Here is a 17,222-nt window from a genome sequence, read left to right as displayed (position 1 = left end):
CGGTACTCGGCGCGAGGATGCGGCGCCAGGCGAAAAATCACCAGCCCGGGCCGGAGGCCGGGACCGGAATCAGTCGGCGAGAAGGGCACGCATCCACTGGTCCTCCCGCTGCTCGATGTACTCGGCGTCACTGCGCCAGGCGTTGCCATGGCCTTCGGTCCACAGAGTCGCCCAGGGCTGGATGCCCTGGGCGGCCTGGTCGCGCAGGAAGGCGTGCATGGAGCGCGTTCGGCGTCCCAGCAGAGGGACTGTGCGGCGGCGTTCGGTTTCGTCGAGGCCGTAGGCGTCGGCGAAAACCCGCAGTCTGGCTGCCGCGTCGGGGCGTTGCCAGTCGGGGTGCGCGGAGAGCGGGATGAATCCGTGCATGGCGTATGCGACGTCCCAGAGGCGGGAGCCAGGTGCGGCGGTGTCCCAGTCGATGAAGGCCCACTGCCCCTCGTCCCCGGCCACGAGGTTCCACGGTGCCAGGTCGTGATGAGCGATGATGTCGTTGCCCTCGGCGGGGATCAGCGCCTGCCAGTGCGCGTCGGGCGGTGGCGTGAAGCCCTGCACGGCTTCGTGGAAGTCCCGGATCAGTCGCGCCACGTCGGCCAGGTGCCGCTCGGCGTCCAGCAGCGAGAACCGGTCGGGCCAGACGACGTGTCCCGGCATGAAGGTCAGGACCTCGCGCCCCTGGTCGTCGATGCCCAGGGGGCGGGGCGCCGCCCGGTATCCCACCTCGTACAGGTGGAGCAGCAGGGCGTGCACAGCCGGGGTCCACGGTCCGCTCGGGCGGCGGACCGTGTCTCCGACCCGGACGACACCAGTGCTGACGTTCCCGCCGGACAACGGCTGTTCCTCATCGTGGGGCACCGAGCCAGCATGTCCTATCGGCCCGCCCCGTTCACCCCATTACTGGTGAGCAGCGGACCACCGGAGCCGTACTGCCGGAGAGACGCAGCGCGGCACGTGTTCGGCGCCGTCCCGCGCGAGCAGCGCACTGCTCAGCAGCAGATGGGCAGGTGCGACCGTGCCTACTTGCGCACGTGGAAGCGCAGCATGGTGACCCCGCCCGACTGGACGTTGCTGAACGGTTCCAGATCGATCCGGTCGAGGCCCGGCGGCGCAAAGCGGACGCCGTCGCCGAGCAGCACCGGCAGCACGTACACCAGGATCTCGTCGACGAGGCCGCGCTTCAGGCACTGGGCGGCCACGTCGGCGCCGAGAATCTCCAGGTTCTTGTCGCCGGCGGCGCGGCGTGCCCGGGTCACGGCTTCCTCGACGTCACAGGTGAGGAAGGTGACGTGGGGGTCCGGCTCGTCGGGCGGGCGGTGGGTGAGGACGAACTGCGCCCCGCCGTCGTAGCCGGTGTTCTCCGCTGACATGCGTTTACCGACGTCGTACGTGCCCCGGCCGATGAGCATGGCGCCCGTGGCCGCCATGACCTCCGGGAACGTCGCCGACGTCATGTGCTCGAAGACCCAGTCCATGGTGTGGCCGGGACCGGCGATGAACCCGTCGAGGGACATCACCCTGTTCACGACTACCTTGCCGGTGCTCGCTTCCGTCATGCGTCGTCTCCAAGCAGGTGGAGGGCCGGGATCGCATCATAGGTCGGGGAGCAACATCTTCTCCGGCGGTAATGGCGACCTGGATCTGTCCCGGGGCGGCGCGAACCACCCTTCCGTCTGTGGTCCCGAGCCCGCTGTGGTGACCTCGTTCTCAAGGGGTGTGGTGTGGCGCGCGGAGTGCGGTCCCCTCGCGTCGAGAGGCCGCGGCGGAAAAGAGAGAGCGCGTCTTTCACCCATTGCTCGGCGTAGGCCCTGTGCGTGCCATGCCGACGCACTTCGATATCGAGCTCGCAGGAAACTCGTGCGTCATCGCGTTCACCGCGCACTCCCCCTGCAGTCACCGTCCCCAGGCCGCAACTCGATTCGTCCGCATGCTCAGTTGCGCGTCTCGCCGAACCGCCTCACCGGCTGCGGCGCTCACGCTTTCCACACGACGACGGCGGTCATGAGGCCCCATGCCCCCTGATGCGGCGAGCCTTCTCAGCTGGCGCCCGAGGGAGCAAGCACCCTTCGGCACTCCTGCCAGGCTTCCGCACTCAACCAGGTGTGAACACGGCTGAACAGGGCGAACAGCTCGGGGCCCTGACTGTCGCGGAAGTCGGCGTTGACGACGGCGAGGTCGAGTTCGTTGGCCGCTGTCAGCTCCGTGAAGTCGCGGCGCTCCTGCAAGCCGAGAATGCGGGGGCGGCCGGTGAACCGGTCGCCCAAGGCCGCGTCGGCACGGTGGAGAGCGGGGTACGAGGCGGTGCGGTCGCAGGAGGCGTACAGGTACACCAGTGCCTCGGCCTCCGGGCCGATCACGTCCGCGAGGTTCTCGCGGCGCTCAACGGGTCCCAGGACGGTCGCGAAGCCGTCCGTCCCGTAGAACGCGTGACACAGCCCGGCCAGTTGCAGGGCCGGGCGGGCCCTCCACGCGGCGAGTCGGGACTGAACGCGCTGAAGGTGGTCATACAGCGTGCCGCCGGGATGGGCGACAGTTTCAGCGCCGCGTTCACGCAGTAGCAGCAGAGCCCGGCCGGTTTCGGTCGTCGGTGAAGCAGCCTCGGCGTTCAGGTCCTCCCGGTCCGTCATGCCCCGTCACCTCCGGACTGCGTTTGTGCCCGTCCCTGCTGAGGGTCTGCCGTCTCGATGTCCACGTCAATCCCGAGGAACACTTCACTTCGCTTCCCGAGCTGTGGCCTGTGTGATGCGGCGGACACCGGTGAGGGGCCGTGCGGCCCCTGGGTCAGCAACGTCACCCGACCGGCGGACAAGACTCCACCGTGGGCGGCGCCGACACCCTCGGCGTACCGCGAGGCGGAACGTGCGGGGCGCAGACTGAGCCCATGATCTTCTCCGATCCGGCCGCAGTGTCACGGCGATTTCCCGAGCGGCCGGACAGCGTGTCAGCGGCCCGGCATTTCGTCCGCACCGCACTGGACGGTGTCGCCGGCGACCTCGTGGACACGGCTCAGCTTCTGGCGAGCGAGCTGGTCACCAATGTGCTGCAGCACGCGCGCACCGAGGTCGACGTAGTGGTGTCGCGCCCCGACGACCGGGTCCGCGTACAGGTCGAGGACCAGCGGCCAGGCCGTGAACCGGTACCGCAGCACTTTCCGCCGTGCGCCGCCACGGGGCAAGGGCTGGCACTGGTCGAGCAGCTCGCCTCGCGCTACGGGGTCGACTCCGGCCGCGAGGGCAAGGCGGTGTGGTTCGAGCTGTGGCCGCCCGAGAGTCCGCAGCCGCAGCCGCAGCCGCAGCCGCAATCGCAGTCGCAGTCGCAGTCGCAGTCGCAATCACAGCCACAGCCACAGCCACAGCCACAGCCACAGCCGTCATTGTCGTCATTGTCGTCATTGTCGTCGTCACTGTGGTCGTCCCCCGCGCAGGACGCCTCCCTACCGCCCTGGCCCTGCGACCAGAAGGTGACGCTCGTCGATGTGCCCAGCGCGCTGTACTGCGCGTGTGCGCAGCACCGGCACGCGATGCTGCGCGAGCTGACGCTCGCCGCGTCCGCCGGGGACGACCTGCCTGTGGCGCCGGAGGACCTCACCACCGCCCATGACATCAACAACGTGATCAGCGCCTGTGTGGCGACCGCGCTGATGGAGCCGCTCCCCGATTCGGGTCTGCGCTCCCTGGTTCTGCCGATGCCCGCCGACGCCGCACCAGCGGTACGTACCCTGCGGCGCGTACTCGACCTGGCCGAGGAGGCCGCGCGGGAGGAACTGCTGCTCACCCTGCCCGCCCTGCCGCGCAGCCGTGCCTTCCGGGACTGGCTGTTCGACCAGATCGTCGGCCAGCTCACCGGAGGCCGTCCGACCGCGTGGACGGTGATGCCCCGGGAACCGGAAGTCAGCTCCTCCGAAGTCGTCCCTTGGGACGTCGGCCAGGTGCAGGTCAGCAGGGTCCCGACCATCGCGGCCGACGAGGGCAACCGGATCATCGCGGTGAACGGTCCTGCGGCGGATCTGCTGGGCTGGGCACCGGACGATCTCGTCGGCCGCAAACTGACCACGCTGATCCCCGAGCACCTGCGCGCACGGCACATGGCGGCGTTCACCTCACTCCTGCTCACCGGTCGTGCCCGCATCGTGGGCCGCTCCGTGCCGCTGCCCGCCCTGCACCGTGACGGCGGTGTGGTGCCCGTGCGGCTGTTCATCCAGACGCAGGAGACGGCCGACGGCCGCACCGTCTTCGTCGCCCAGCTCACCCCGCGGACTCCCACACCTCTCGACGTGCCGAAAGCGGCGGCGTCTGTCGGCGAGAACGAGCAGACGACGGATCCGGGAAACCTGCGCGACCTGAAAGGCGACGGCAGCCCGCTGCCGGCAGGCCCGGAGGGCTCGGGTGGAGCGCTCGGCACCGACCGCGACATGTCGGCACTGGACAGGCTGTCCCTCCTGGCCGACCTGGGGGCACAGCTCAACAACACCCCGGACCTGAACGAGGGATTGCAGGGGATCGGACGGCTGCTGACGCAGCGGCTGGCTGACGGGTGCGTGGTGGATCTGCTCACCGAAGATCTGCACGTGGACCGCGTCTGTGTCGTCCATCGGGAGCCCCGCGAGCTTCGCCTCTCGACCGGTGCGGGCGGGGTCCCGGCGGTCGCGGAGGAGTCGCGCGGCCCGCTGGCCCGGGTACTGCGCGGCGCGGGCCCGCTGCTGCTCACCGACGTACCGTCACCGGTCGCGACCGAGAGCGCGCTCGACATGAACTACCTCGAACTGCTCCGGGGCCTCGGGGCGGGCAGCGCCGTCGTCGCCCCGCTGCGGGCCCGCCGGAAGATCTTCGGCGCACTGACCCTGACCCGCGCACCCGGTGCCCAGCCGTTCTCCCAGGACGACCTGGCCTCGGTCGGCGACCTGGTCCACAGCCTGGCCATGGGGGTGGACAACGCCCGGCTGCACCAGGAGACCCGCTCCATCGCCGGGCGGCTCCAGCACTCCCTGCTGCCGGTACTGCCCAAGGTCGAGGGGCTGCAGATGGCCGCCCGCTACGCCGCCTCCTCCACCACCGCCCAGGTCGGCGGGGACTGGTACGACGGCTTCGTTCTGCCCAACGGGGACACCGCCCTGGTCATCGGTGACGTCGCGGGTCACGATCTCAACGCGGCCATCGCCATGAGCCAGCTGCGCAACATGCTCCGTGGCATCGCCGTCGACCGCCAGGAGCCGCCCGCGGAGGTGCTGCGCCGCCTGGACCTGGCGAACCACAGTCTCTACCGGGAGGCCACCGCCACCTGCGTCTACGGCCTCGTCAAGGGAGATCCGCAGGGGCCCTGGGAGCTGACGCACTCCTCGGCCGGTCATCTGCCGCCGCTGCTCACCACCCAGGAGGGCGAGACCCGCTACCTCGAAGGCGGCGCGGGACTGCTCCTCGGCGTGGACCCGGAGGTGCCGCGCCCCACGGCTCGCCATACGCTGCCGCCCCATTCGACCCTGCTGTTCTACACCGATGGCCTCATCGAGCGTCGCGACGAACTGATCGACGACGCCATGGGGCGACTGCGCCGCCTCAGCGCCGACCTGGCCCGCGAACCCCTCGACACGTTCTGCGACGAGCTCCTGATCCGCCTGGGGGCCGACAGCGCCGACGACATCGCCGTTCTCGCCGTCCGCCCCTCGCCTTGCGTCTGACCCGGTCGGGCGGGGCCGGCTCCTGACGCGATGGACCGCGGCTCACGACGTCCCCGGCTGCCGGCGTCACGGATGGAAGCGCCACCGGCCCTCGGATACGACATCCACGTCGCCGTCCCTGACGCGGACGGCCGACTCGTCGTCGAGGAAGTAGATCGGGAAATCTGCCCGCGCGGTGATGTCATCCGCCCAGGCGTCGTCCCGTGCGGGGAAGTCCGGCGAGCCGAGGTGCGGCTTGAGATACCAGTCGAAAAGGCCGAACGGTGGCTCCACCGTCTTCGCGCCCAACACATGGAGGTCGGCAGTGTCCCCGATGACGTCGGCCGAGTGGGTGGTGAGATGACGGCTGAAGATCATCGATCCGGCACTGAACCCGACATAGACCCGGCTCTCCAACGCCTTCAGGAAGCCGTCGGCCAGGCCGTTGGCCGTGATGCCGCGGGCGAGGTGGTAGTGGTTCCCGCCACTTACGTAGATCACGTCGGCGTGGTGCAGACGGTCGAGGACCAGCTGCGGGGGCAGGCCGTTCAGCTCCAGGACGTCGAACTCCCGCCAGGCCAGGCCGTGCACCCGGTTCAGATCCGCGACGAGCCACCCGTGGTCGCCCGGCTCGGCGAGCGACGCCGTAGGGATGTACACGGCGTTCGCCGAGCCGAACGGCTTGCCCAGCATGTCCCGCAGCGCTTCCCGCAACGTCTCGTTGCGCAGGCCCGCCGCTGTCAGCAGAAAGTTCATCCGGCGAGCCAAGCACGGCGCACGCGACCTGTGCAACGAACGCTCGGCGGACGGCGACCCGGTCGGTTGCGGAGCTCGACGCACCGTCCGCTGTGGACATGTCCTGTACGCCCAGGACGAGACAGCTGCCCGCGTTCACCATACGCACGGTGGCGGATCCAGGTCCGTTCCCTCATCGGCCCACCCTCTTGCCGGGAGCTGAGCCGGCGCTGGATGCCCGCAACGCCCGCCGGCACAGTGTCTTCGTGGGCGCGGCGGCCGCCACGAAGATCACGGCGAGCACGACCCAGCCGCCGGCCAGCGCTCCGGTGACGAGCGTGGTGATCATCGCCGGACCCACGGTGGCCACCGCCCCTTCGGTGCTCGCTGCCAGTCCTTGGTACTCGCCCTCGGCGTCGCGGCGCATCAGGCGCAGGGAGAGACCCCAGCGGGAAGCGACGTAGTGCAGTTCGCCGTAGATGTGCGCGGCGAGGCCGGCCAGGACGATGAGGGAGGAGAGCAGCGCGCTCGCGGGCCAGGCCGCGGCGGCGAGCAGCAGGCAGCAGACGGCCAGGGCGACTCCGGCTTTCCGGGCCGAGCCGACCGCGCCGCGCAGGCGCTTGCCCTGCCGGGTCACTCGTACCTGGTAGAGGGCGATGAACAGGGAGCTGATGACGACGGTCACCGGTGCCAGCCATACCGGGGCGGCGGTCTGGTACTTCAGCCACAGGGGGAGCCCGCTGGAGAGCAGCGGCCAGCACAGGGAGAGCAGCGCGGTGGTGCTCATCAGGGTCAGGTAGGGGATGTCGCGTACGGCGCGCGTGCCGGAACTCCGTTGCGCGGCGGGCACGGTGGGGGTGGGTGGCAGTCCGACGAGGACAGCGGCCGACAGGAAGGCCGAGACGGCTACGGCGGTCAGTGCGGCGTAGTAGGGGCCGGCCGTGTCGGTGGACAGGACCCATGCTGCGACGCCCGCGCCCGCGGCGTAGGTGATGTGCTGGACGACCCGGGCCTGGGCCAGCACCGTCAGGCGCCGGCGCTCCGGCATCAGGAGGTAGACCAGGGTGACCTTCACGCCTCGGCCGGATGTCTCGGCTGCGGTGAACAGCGCCGCCGCCACCAGCAGGCTCCAGAATCCGTTGGTGGTCAGGAAGAGCAGTACCAGCAGCCCGCGCGCGATGCTGACGCCGACGAACACCTGGCGGGCGCCGTGCCGGTCGGCGAGGGCGCCGACCGGCACGGCGGCGAAGAGGCCGATGCCGCCACCGAGCCCCATGGCCAGGCCCACGGAGGCGGCGGGGATGTCCTTGACCGAGGTCAGGTAGACGGCCCACATGCTGAACCACAGGCCGCCGCCGAAGGCCGACACCGCTTCGGAGCCCAGTAATTTCCGTACGGCACCGAGCTCTTCGCGAGAAGCTTTCTCCACGTGAGCTTCGGATTCGGTCACGGACTTCGGCGCACCGCTGTTTCTCACCTGTTCTCCGTCCTGTTCACTTCTGCTCCCGCACCAGTGCGGAGGGGGCGGGAAATCGCGCTGTACGACGGCGCCGACACCCGGCGAAAAAGGTACCCGCAAGGCTCGGCGCGCGGGGTAATGGCAATCGCCTCTCTGACGCCGGAGTGAACGAACGAACAGACGGCAGCAGCCTGAGTACCCCTCCCCCACAGGGTTATTCGCGGATTTTCGGGAATGATGTGAACCGGCCATCGGGGGCGGAGCGGAGCACGCATCGGAGCATGGACGTCCTCACGTCTGGGCTGCGATTTCACAAGGGAGAGCGATGTCTGGCGCGGTCGCTGCGGCTGACCGAATAACGACCGCTTCCGGGCATTGACTTGATCCCTGTGGCGCGGCCTATCGTGCTGGAGGAACCGCACCGGAAGGCTCTTCGACAGGATTCCTGTCGCCGCCCGTCGAGGGCATTGCGAGCCATGTCCTTCCCGTCCCGTGAAAGCACCTCTCAGGTGGCGTCAGCGCCTTCAACGCCGCAGGAAACACGCCCTTGGAGCAGCCTTGTCACATTCCCCCGTAAGCATACTTTCGCAGCTCGACTTCAACGGAAATCCGTTGAGCGACGAGCTGCTGGCCAAAACCTTCCATCAACTGATGGACGAGCACGGATACGTCCTGATGTGCAACGTCCCGGACACCTTCGACCAGGTCAGGTTCTGCCGGGACCTTGGCCCCTTCGTGCCCAACTACACCGGTGCCGTGGTCGGCGACGTCCGCCCCGAACCGGGCATGGACGACGTCTACCACGCGGGCAACACCCGCCCGCTGACCCCGCACACCGAGGGGTACGACTTCGCCGTCCTGCCGCCCCGCTACATCGCCCTGTGGTGCGTCACCCCGGCCTCCGGCCCCGGTGGCGAGACCACACTGTGCGACACCCGGCCCTGGATCCAGAGCCTGCCGGACGACGAGCGCAAACGGATGCTGGACCACGCCTACGACTGGAAGACCACCGAAGGCGTCCAGCGCCTCGGACTCGACCTCAAGACCCGGCATCCGATCCTGGAGGAGCACGAGAAGGGGCTCATCGTCCGTTTCAGTTGCAACAACCTCCTGCGGGAGGACGACGATCCCGCCGCGGACCTTCAGGAGCGCTGGAAGCCGGCCTTCGAGGCGGACCACGTCGCCATCGCCTATCAGCGCAACGACATGCTGGTCTGGGACAACTGGCGGCTGCTGCACGCCCGTAACGCCTTCACCGACCGCAGCAGGCATCTGCGACGCATCCAGATAGCGGCCTGATCTTCCATCAGAAGGAGAAACTTGTGCACCGCACCATGCTCCACGGAAAGATCCACCGCGCCACCGTCACCCAGGCCGACCTGCACTATGTCGGTTCCCTCACACTGGACCGCGATTTGATGGACGCCGCCGGCCTGTTGCCCGGTGAGCAGGTCGACATCGTCGACATCGACAACGGCAACCGGCTCACCACCTACGTGATCGAGGGCGCCCGCGGCAGCGGAGTGGTGGGGATCAACGGCGCCGCCGCCCGCCTCATCTCCGTCGGCGATCTGGTGATCATCATCGCGTACGCCACCGTCAGCGACGCGGAAGCCAGGACGCTGAAGCCGGACGTGGTCTTCGTCGACCGGCACAACCGGCCGAAGGACACCGGCACCGACCCCGCCCACGTGCCCGCCGAGGCGGACGCCGCGCGGCTGATCCGGGGCGACCAGTTGCTCGAAGGAGCCGCCTCGTGACCTCCGCCCCGCTCCTGACGACAGGTCAGACACAACTTCCCGCGTCCCTGGCCCACTACGACACGGAACTGCGCCGCGTGCTCGACGACACCGCGAGAGAGGCGCACCACGACTCCGCGGCCTTCGCCCCGCGCTGGGAACTGCCGCGCCCCAGTGCCGCGTTGGACGCCTTCTTCGCCCCCAGCACGATCAGCGCCCACCCCGTGACCGAGCACCGGGGCCGCCGCGTGGAACTGCTCAACCTGATGCACAACCCGCGCACCCGTACCACCAAGACCTACGCCTCGCTGGTGATCGTCGCGCGGGCCGTCGCACACATCGAGCGCACCGGCGAACGGGTCGTCATCCTCACCCCGTCCAGCGCCAACAAGGCGACCGCGCTCAGGGACGCCGTGCTCCGCGCCCACGAGTGCGGCCTGGCCGGCCCGGAGAACCTGGGCATCGCCTGTGTGGTGCCCTCCTCCTCACGCGCCAAGCTGTGGTGCTCCGCCCTGTCCGACGATCCGGACCTGCGCCGAGGCAACCCGCTGACCGTGCTGGAGACGGCCGAGCCGGGCAGGGTCAAGGAGCTCGCCCGCAGTGTCACCGACACACTCTCCCCCGTCCTGCACCGGGAGCACGGCGTGCGGCTGTGGCACTCGCTTGAGCTGCTCAACTACGCCGTCGCCGACACCGCGCGGGCCCTGTTCGAGCGTGACCGGCTGCCCGCCGTGCCGCGACTGCACGCCCACTCCGTGTCCAGCGCCTTCGGGCTCCTCGGCCACTTCCACGGGCAGCGGCACACCACCGGCAAGCAGTGGCCGGACACCGGAGCCAGCTACTTCCTGGTCCAGCACCTGGGCACCTCGGACATGGTCTCCAGCCTCTACCACGACCGCTTCGACTACCGTCCGAACTGGACGGAGCGCGACGGGCGGTTCGTGCAGGACCACGATCCGCACTTCCCCCAGGTCGCCTACGCGCCCGACGAGCAGCTCGACGCGACCTTCTACACCCGGCGCCCCGCCACCTCACCCCGTATGAACGAGATCATCCGCCGCCAGGGCGGAGGCGGGATCGTGGTGTCCCTCGCGGAGTGCCTCGACCGCTACCCGACCGTACGCTCCCTGCTCGCGCCCGCCGGTGTCCACCTGCCCGCCGACCCGCGTCGCCTGCGCGAATGGTCCCTGGTGATGGCCCTGACCGGAGTGCTCAACGCCGTCGACCGCGATCTGGTGGGCATGGACGACATCCTCGTCCACGGTTCCGGTTCCTACTCCGCCGACGACTACGAGACGGTCCCCGAGGCACACCTGCGGCCGGTCACGGACGCCGACGACCTGGCCTCCGCCGTACGCGAAGCGGTCAGCTGACCACAACGGCGCGGGGGCCGCGCCCTGTCCGCGCCCCCGCGTCGCCCCAGCCCTCCCGCCGAGACACGGAGCCCTCTTGCTGCTGTCACCCCGCTCGTCCGAACCGACGGTGCCGGCCGGTCCACCCGCCGCGCACCCGGCATCCGATCTCGTCACCGCACTGCCGGCGCGCCTGCGCTACACCTGGAACAACAGCCGGCACCCGGCCTTGCGGGCCACCCGTCGTCTCGTCGACGACGCGCCGGCACGGGTGCGGGCAGTCGTCTCCCGCGAGCGGCACGGCCGCCTGGACATCGCCTACGTGGGGCTGCCCGCCGGCCGCACCAACATCCTCCAGCTGCTGGAACACCAGCGAAGCATGACCGGCATGGCCACCGGCGGCCGGGAAGAGGAGCTCGTGGCGTGGCGTGATCTCGCCCGCGGCGCTCTGCCCCCGGCCGACCTGGTCGTCGTCGGGGCGGAAGCGGGCCGGCTGGCCCAACTGCCCGCGAAGCGCGGCGTCACCGCACCCTTCCGCGTCCATCTCACCGTGGACGTACCGGCACAGCTCGACGCACTGGAGCGGCAGATCTCCAAGCGCGAACGCTGGCAGTTCCGCCGCGACCACGCACGGCACGACTGGGCCTGGACCGAGGACACCACCCCTGACGCCCTGGAGTTCTTCTACCGGCGCATGCATCTGCCGACGATGGCGACCCGGCACGGCGACCGGAGCCGGACCGAGGCATGGCCGGTGGCACGGCACGCCATCCTGCCCGGCGGCAGTCTCTTCTTCCTGACCGACCGGGGCCACCGTGTCGCGGGTGTCCTGTGCCTCTGGTCGGACGACAGAACCACGCTCACGACCCGCCTCCTGGGCGTCCTGGACGGCGACGAGCACCTCTACCGCGACGGCACCTTCAAGGCGGTCTACCACCACCTGCTGCGCTGGGCCCAGGCACAAGGCGTCCCCCGCGTCGACTTCTTCGGCACGGAGGCGTTCATCAGCAAGGGCATCTTCCAGTGGAAACGCCGCCTTGGCCCACGCGTCGAACTCCCGCCGAACCACTTCTCCACCAAGCGCATCCGCCTCTACGCACGCCGAGACAGCCCGGCCCTGCGCGATTTCCTCGTGGCGAACCCGCTGCTCTGCCACCGACCGGACGGCTCACTCGTCCCGGTCTACTTCACCGACGACCGGCGCCCGCCCCGGCTCGACCTCAGCGCCCGCTGCCCCGGCCTGCCGGCCCCCCACACCGTCCCCGTCGCCTCGCTCTTCGACGGCACCGTCCCGACGCCCGTACCGGTGGCGCCGTGACCGGCGACCCGACCCGCGCCTGGGCCGTACTGGGAACCGGCGCGTTCGCCCAGGGCCTGCTGCGCGGCCTGGCCCATCGCCCGGAGCGCGTCACCACCGTCCACGTCATCGGCCGCACGCAGCAGCGCGCCCGCGACGTGGCCACGCTCGCGGCCGGCCACGCGACACTGGCCGGCACCCAGGTGTCATTCGTTCCTCACGACGCCGGACCCGACCCCGCCGACCGGCTGCGCCCGCTCCTGCGGACCCTGAGACCGGCGATGCTGATCGTCTGCGCGTCACTGCAGTCGCCCAGCGAGGCACGCACCCGGGACTCCGACTGGTCCCGGCTGCTGCGCCGGGCGGGCTTCGGCGCCACACTGCCCCTCCAAGCCGCGCTAGTCCGCGACTCCGTCCTGGCCTGCGCCGACGCCTCACCCGGCAGCCAGGTGGTCAACGCCTGCTTCCCCGACCTCGTCAACCCCGCGCTGCACGCCGCAGGCCTGCCCCTCCTGTGCGGCCTCGGCAACGTCGCCACCCTCGCCACCGCGACCCGCGCCCGGCTCGGTCTGCGCGACGAATCCCGGCTGTCCCTCCTGGCACACCACGCACACCTGAGCGCCCCGGACGACCCCCGCGACGAGGCCGCCGGATGGCTGGACGGCGCGCCGCTCACCCAACTGCCCGAAGTGCTGGGCGAGATCCGTACCATGCCCCGCGCTTTCCTCAACGAACTCGGCGCCCACAGCGCCGTGCCGGCCCTGCACGCCCTCACCGATCCCGCCCTCTCCTACGCGGGTCATCTGCCCGCGCCGCACGGGCTACCGGGCGGCTACCCGGTGCGCATCGACGGCTCCGTCCTCTCGCTGCGGCTGCCTCCCGGAATGTCCCGCGCCGAGGCCGTCGCCTTCCACCGCGAGCGTGAACACCTCGACGGCGTGCGGCTCGGCGAGGACGGCCTGCTGCGCTTCACTCCCGGCACCCACGCCGCCCTGCGAGCGTACGGAGCCGACCTGCCGGCCGTCTTCCGCCCCGCGGACCTGCCCGACCTGAGCCGAGAGCTCCTCGCGCTCCGGGACCGGCTGCGGCAGACGTCCTCTTCCGCGCCCGACCAGAAGGAAGGCCCATGACCACTACACCCTCGACTCCTCGCCCCTACCTCCTCGGAGCCGAGGACGAGGAGCGCCGGCGCCTGATCTTCCAAGGGGAGCTGCTGAAGGACGACACACAAGCCCTCCTTGACCGGGTGTCACTGGGCGACGGCGACCACGCCCTCGACGTCGGCTGCGGACCGCTCGGCATCATGGACGCGTTGGCGGCACGCGTCGGGGACACCGGCCGGGTCACCGGAGTGGACGCCGAACCCCGCATGATCGAGATGGCCCGCCGCACCATCGCCGAACACGGTTTGTCCAACGTCTCGTTGACCACCGCGGACGCCGCGGACACCGGCCTGCCGCACTCCTCCTTCGACCTGGTCCACACCCGCCTGGTCCTCATGAACGTCCCCCACACCGACCAGGTCCTCGACGAGATGGTCGCCCTGACCACACCGGGCGGCACCGTGGCCGTGCAGGACGTCGACTGGCTGACCCGTGTCTGCGAACCGCCCCACCCCTCCTGGGACCGCCTGGTCGCGGCGATCGCGGAACTCTGGCGTCGCAACGGCATGGACGTCATGCTGGGCCGCCGCCTGCCCGGCATGCTGCGCCGCCGAGGACTCCGCGATGTCCAGGTCCGGGCCTCGACCCATGTCTTCCAGCACACGGACCCGTACCAGACCCTGCTCGTCGACCGAGCCGAACTGTGCCGGCCGGCCCTCGTCGAGCAGGGCCTCATCACCGACGCCGAACTGGACGACCACATCGCGGCGCTCTCCCGGCATCTCGACGACCCCGCCACGCTGGTCGTGCACGCCACCCTCTTCCAGGCCTGGGGGACGCGGCCCATCGGCCCATGACGTCCGGTCCTCGATCGACCGGCCCACGCTCGGGCCCGCGCGGGTCCGGGCGCGTGGCAGGCGGCGACGAATGCCGACTGGTTCTCATGACGCCGGTTCGGGACAGCGCGCGCGTCAGGTTCTGCGGGTGGTCACCGCGCGACGGAGTCCATAGGCGGCGGCGCCGACGGCCAGCACCGCGGCCCCCGAGACCACCGAGGACAGGGGCAAGGCGAACGCCAGCACCAGGCATCCCGCCAGCCCGGTGACCGGGATCAGCCGGTTCGGACGTCCCTCGTCCTCGGTGAGCGTCCAGGCGGAGGCGTTGGCCACGGCGTAGTACGCGAGGACACCGAACGAGGAGAAGCCGATCGCCCCGCGCAGGTCCGCGGTCGCGGCGAGCACCGCGACCACCGCGCCCACCAGCAACTCGGCACGGTGCGGAACCTTGTAGCGGGGGTGGACGGCGGCCAGGGCGTACGGCAGGTGCCGGTCCCGGGCCATCGCCAGGGTCGTCCGGGAGACCCCCAGGACCAGCGCGAGCAGTGATCCGAGTGCCGCCACGGCCGCACCCACCCGTACGGCGGGGGCCAGCCACCCCGTGCCCGCCGCCCGGACGGCGTCCGACAACGGAGCCGCGGCCTGCGCCAGCCCGTCGGGACCGAGCACCATCAGCGCCGCGACGGCGACGACGGCGTACACGACCAGGGTGATGCCCAGTGCGAGCGGGATCGCCCGGGGAATCGTGCGCGCGGGATCGCGGACCTCCTCGCCGAGGGTGGCGATGCGCGCGTAGCCGGCGAACGCGAAGAACAGCAGGCCCGCCGCCTGGAGCACCCCTCCGGCCGTGACGTCCGAACCGACGTGGAGATGCGCCGCGTGCGCGTCGTCGGCGGCGAAGGAGGCGGCCACGACCGCGGCGAGCACGGCCAGGACCACAGCCACGATCGCACGGGTCACGCGTACCGTTCTCCGCACCCCGACGTAGTTCACCGCCGTGAGCGCCACCACCGCGGCCACCGCCACCGCGTGCGCCTGGCCCGGCCAGATGTACGAGCCGACGGTCAGCGCCATCGCCGCGCAGGAGGCGGTCTTGCCGACCACGAAGGACCACCCGGCCAGGCAGCCCCAGAACGCGCCCAGACGTTCACGGCCGTAGACATACGTGCCGCCGGAGGCCGGGTAGCGGGCCGCGAGCCGCGCCGAGGACGTGGCATTGCAGAACGCGACCACCGCGGCAACCGCCAGACCGATCAGCAGCCCGGACCCGGCGGCGCGCGCGGCCGGAGCCAGGGCGGCGAAGATCCCCGCGCCGATCATCGACCCGAGGCCGATCACCACGGCGTCGGACACCCCGAGCCGCCGCTGGAGCCGGTTCCGCGCCCCGGCGGTGGTCGATGGCTCGCTCATGGCCCACTCCCCCTCCGGCGGGTCGCCGCCGGACTCGTCACAGACTGCGGAGCCTAGTCGTGAAGACGTAGTCGGCGATCTTCTCGCCGAGGACGAGCCCGTCCTCGGCGTCCCACGGGAAGTGCACGCCGAGCCAGATCCGGCTCTGCGCGTCCTCGCGGGCGGCCTGGCTGAAGCTGGTGAACGCGCGGTGCTTCACCGGGGACTGCGGTTCGTCGGTGGACATCGTGAAAGAGATGTTGTCGTTGCCGAAGTAGCGCTTCAGCACCCCGGCCCAGGCGGCGCCGAAGGTCGCGTGTCCTGACGCCCAGGCCGGGAAGCACGGGGTGACGTTCACCCCGGACCTCGTCTTGAGCAGCGGCTTCCACTGCGGGTCGAGGCCGCCCTCACGGATGGCGGAGACCGGTCGCCACAGATCGATCGGGGTCAGGAACTTGACGTCCCGCACGGCGATCCCGGCGTCCGCGAGAGCGAGCGAGACGAGGGCGAACAGACGGGCGTTCTCGTACGTGGTGAGCTTGCGCTGGGTCGCGATGTCCCTGGTGGCCTGCAGCAGCTGGCCCGGCGGCTTGTACGTGCCGTCCAGGTCGTTGGCCCAGAACCAGGCCGCCGCCTCCTGGTCGGCGGTGCGGTTGACGACGGGAGTGCTGGCGGTGGGGCTGTCGGCCCCGGCCGTACGGGCCGCCTCCACCTGCGCCTTGTAGGCGTCGCCGGCCAGCAGGTTCCCGTAGGTCCCGTACAGCCCGGGCGTGGGCGGCCGGAACTGCGAACCCGACGTCAGGGCGAACGGCTTCACCTTTCCCCAGAACGGGGTCACCGCCTGGCTGTCCTGGGTACAGCTGGGGTCGACCATGTCGGGGTAGCTGGTGGGCCGCCAGGCGCCGGGCTTGTCGTCAGCCACGTACACCTGGTCATTGTCGGACCCGTCGCCGCTACGGGCGTCCCGCATCTGCTTGACCATCGTCCCAACGACCGTGGTGTCGAGCAGGTCGAACTGCGTCGGTTCGGTGCCGAAGCGCTCACGGAAACGGGCGTCCAGGTACGAGGTCTGTCCCGGGTAGAGCCCGAGCAGGACGTTGTACGCGGTGCGGCCGACGACACGCTCCTCCTCGTCCGGCCCTTCGATCCAGCCCGCGTACTTCTCGGCGTGGATGTAGGGCTCAGAGGTGATCTTGCCCTTCCACTTGAGCTGGTAGGACGACTCCGCGTCGTAGATGGCGGCGTTCAGCATGGCGGCGGACCTGGCCATCGGGCCCGGGCCGCCGCCCTCTCTTCGGATGACGTTCATGAAGACGTCGTTCCAGTAGTGCACCGGATCCGCGATGGTCTGCGGCGGCAGCGCCGCGTGCGCCGGTTGCGGCGAGGCGGTCAGCGTGGCGGCCGCGGCGGTCAGCACCGTGGCCACTGTCAGCGCTCGACGCCGGCGCGCCGAGTGCTCGGACCTGCCGGGGCGGGTCTGCGTCGGCATGGACACGGGCATGGACATCCCCCTGATCGTCGCCCTGATGGAACGCCACCGAAGCGGCGGCGGCGAGATCCTCACCCCCGTGACTCGAGGGCGAACCGACTTTCGGCGGAACGACGGGCGGGGGTCCCGGCTGCGTACTGCCGCTCGTACAGTCGCTCCTCGTACTGTCGCTCGTC

General features: G+C 70.5%; 14 protein-coding genes. 7 read left to right on the top strand and 7 right to left on the bottom strand.

Annotated elements, in window-relative coordinates; all coding sequences use genetic code 11:
- Positions 1 to 69: 69 nt before the first annotated feature.
- The 3 genes from N5I75_RS37715 to N5I75_RS37705 all read right to left on the bottom strand — a co-directional run bounded on the left by N5I75_RS37715 (position 70) and on the right by N5I75_RS37705 (position 2,621).
- Positions 70 to 852: a phosphotransferase gene (locus N5I75_RS37715; RefSeq protein ID WP_476684730.1), complete on the bottom strand. Its 783-nt coding sequence runs from the start codon at positions 850 to 852 to the stop codon at positions 70 to 72.
- Positions 853 to 1,013: 161 nt separating this feature from the next.
- Positions 1,014 to 1,550 carry a dihydrofolate reductase family protein gene (locus N5I75_RS37710; RefSeq protein WP_476684729.1) on the bottom strand — a complete coding sequence of 179 codons (537 nt, stop codon included), beginning with the start codon at positions 1,548 to 1,550 and terminating at the stop codon, positions 1,014 to 1,016.
- A gap of 480 nt (positions 1,551 to 2,030) precedes the next feature.
- Positions 2,031 to 2,621: a DUF6817 domain-containing protein gene (locus N5I75_RS37705; RefSeq protein ID WP_476684728.1), complete on the bottom strand. Its 591-nt coding sequence runs from the start codon at positions 2,619 to 2,621 to the stop codon at positions 2,031 to 2,033.
- Between the two features lie 254 nt (positions 2,622 to 2,875).
- Between N5I75_RS37705 and N5I75_RS37700 the strand changes: the two genes are divergently transcribed.
- Positions 2,876 to 5,668: a SpoIIE family protein phosphatase gene (locus N5I75_RS37700; protein WP_476684727.1), complete on the top strand. Its 2,793-nt coding sequence runs from the start codon at positions 2,876 to 2,878 to the stop codon at positions 5,666 to 5,668.
- Positions 5,669 to 5,734: 66 nt separating this feature from the next.
- Here the strand turns inward: N5I75_RS37700 and N5I75_RS37695 are convergent, their stop codons facing one another.
- Complete coding sequence (locus N5I75_RS37695; protein WP_476684726.1) at positions 5,735 to 6,403, bottom strand: Type 1 glutamine amidotransferase-like domain-containing protein; 669 nt, start codon at positions 6,401 to 6,403, stop codon at positions 5,735 to 5,737.
- Positions 6,404 to 6,575: 172 nt separating this feature from the next.
- Complete coding sequence (locus N5I75_RS37690) at positions 6,576 to 7,811, bottom strand: MFS transporter (RefSeq protein WP_476684725.1); 1,236 nt, start codon at positions 7,809 to 7,811, stop codon at positions 6,576 to 6,578.
- Between the two features lie 522 nt (positions 7,812 to 8,333).
- Here N5I75_RS37690 and N5I75_RS37685 point away from each other — a divergent pair.
- From N5I75_RS37685 to N5I75_RS37660, 6 genes are all read left to right on the top strand, one after another.
- Positions 8,334 to 9,140 (top strand): TauD/TfdA dioxygenase family protein, encoded by an 807-nt coding sequence (locus tag N5I75_RS37685; RefSeq protein ID WP_476684724.1) that lies wholly within the window; start codon positions 8,334 to 8,336, stop codon positions 9,138 to 9,140.
- 23 nt (positions 9,141 to 9,163) lie between these two features.
- Complete coding sequence (gene panD / locus N5I75_RS37680; protein WP_476684723.1) at positions 9,164 to 9,601, top strand: aspartate 1-decarboxylase; 438 nt, start codon at positions 9,164 to 9,166, stop codon at positions 9,599 to 9,601.
- The gene (locus N5I75_RS37675; protein WP_476684721.1) at positions 9,598 to 10,953 is read left to right on the top strand and encodes a DUF6002 family protein; all 1,356 of its coding nucleotides are present in this window, start codon (positions 9,598 to 9,600) and stop codon (positions 10,951 to 10,953) included. Before panD ends, N5I75_RS37675 begins: the two co-directional genes overlap by 4 nt.
- Before the next feature lie 76 nt (positions 10,954 to 11,029).
- Entirely contained in the window at positions 11,030 to 12,250 is a 1,221-nt protein-coding gene (locus N5I75_RS37670; RefSeq protein ID WP_476684719.1) for a GNAT family N-acetyltransferase, read from the top strand.
- Positions 12,247 to 13,359, top strand: coding sequence for a hypothetical protein (locus N5I75_RS37665; protein WP_476684718.1), 1,113 nt, complete (start codon positions 12,247 to 12,249; stop codon positions 13,357 to 13,359). The genes N5I75_RS37670 and N5I75_RS37665 overlap by 4 nt, the downstream gene beginning before the upstream one ends.
- Positions 13,356 to 14,189, top strand: coding sequence for a methyltransferase domain-containing protein (locus N5I75_RS37660; protein ID WP_476684716.1), 834 nt, complete (start codon positions 13,356 to 13,358; stop codon positions 14,187 to 14,189). The genes N5I75_RS37665 and N5I75_RS37660 overlap by 4 nt, the downstream gene beginning before the upstream one ends.
- A 114-nt stretch (positions 14,190 to 14,303) precedes the next feature.
- Here N5I75_RS37660 and N5I75_RS37655 read toward each other — a convergent pair whose 3' ends face one another.
- A complete protein-coding gene (locus N5I75_RS37655; RefSeq protein ID WP_476684714.1) occupies positions 14,304 to 15,578 on the bottom strand; it encodes an APC family permease in 1,275 nt (424 codons plus the stop codon).
- Positions 15,579 to 15,615: 37 nt separating this feature from the next.
- Positions 15,616 to 17,064 (bottom strand): vanadium-dependent haloperoxidase, encoded by a 1,449-nt coding sequence (locus tag N5I75_RS37650; RefSeq protein ID WP_476684712.1) that lies wholly within the window; start codon positions 17,062 to 17,064, stop codon positions 15,616 to 15,618.
- Positions 17,065 to 17,222: the final 158 nt, after the last annotated feature.

Source organism: Streptomyces sp. R818 (genome assembly GCF_056172735.1).
The sequence above is the reverse complement of the archived record's forward strand: the minus strand, read 5'-3'. Positions and strand labels throughout refer to the sequence as shown.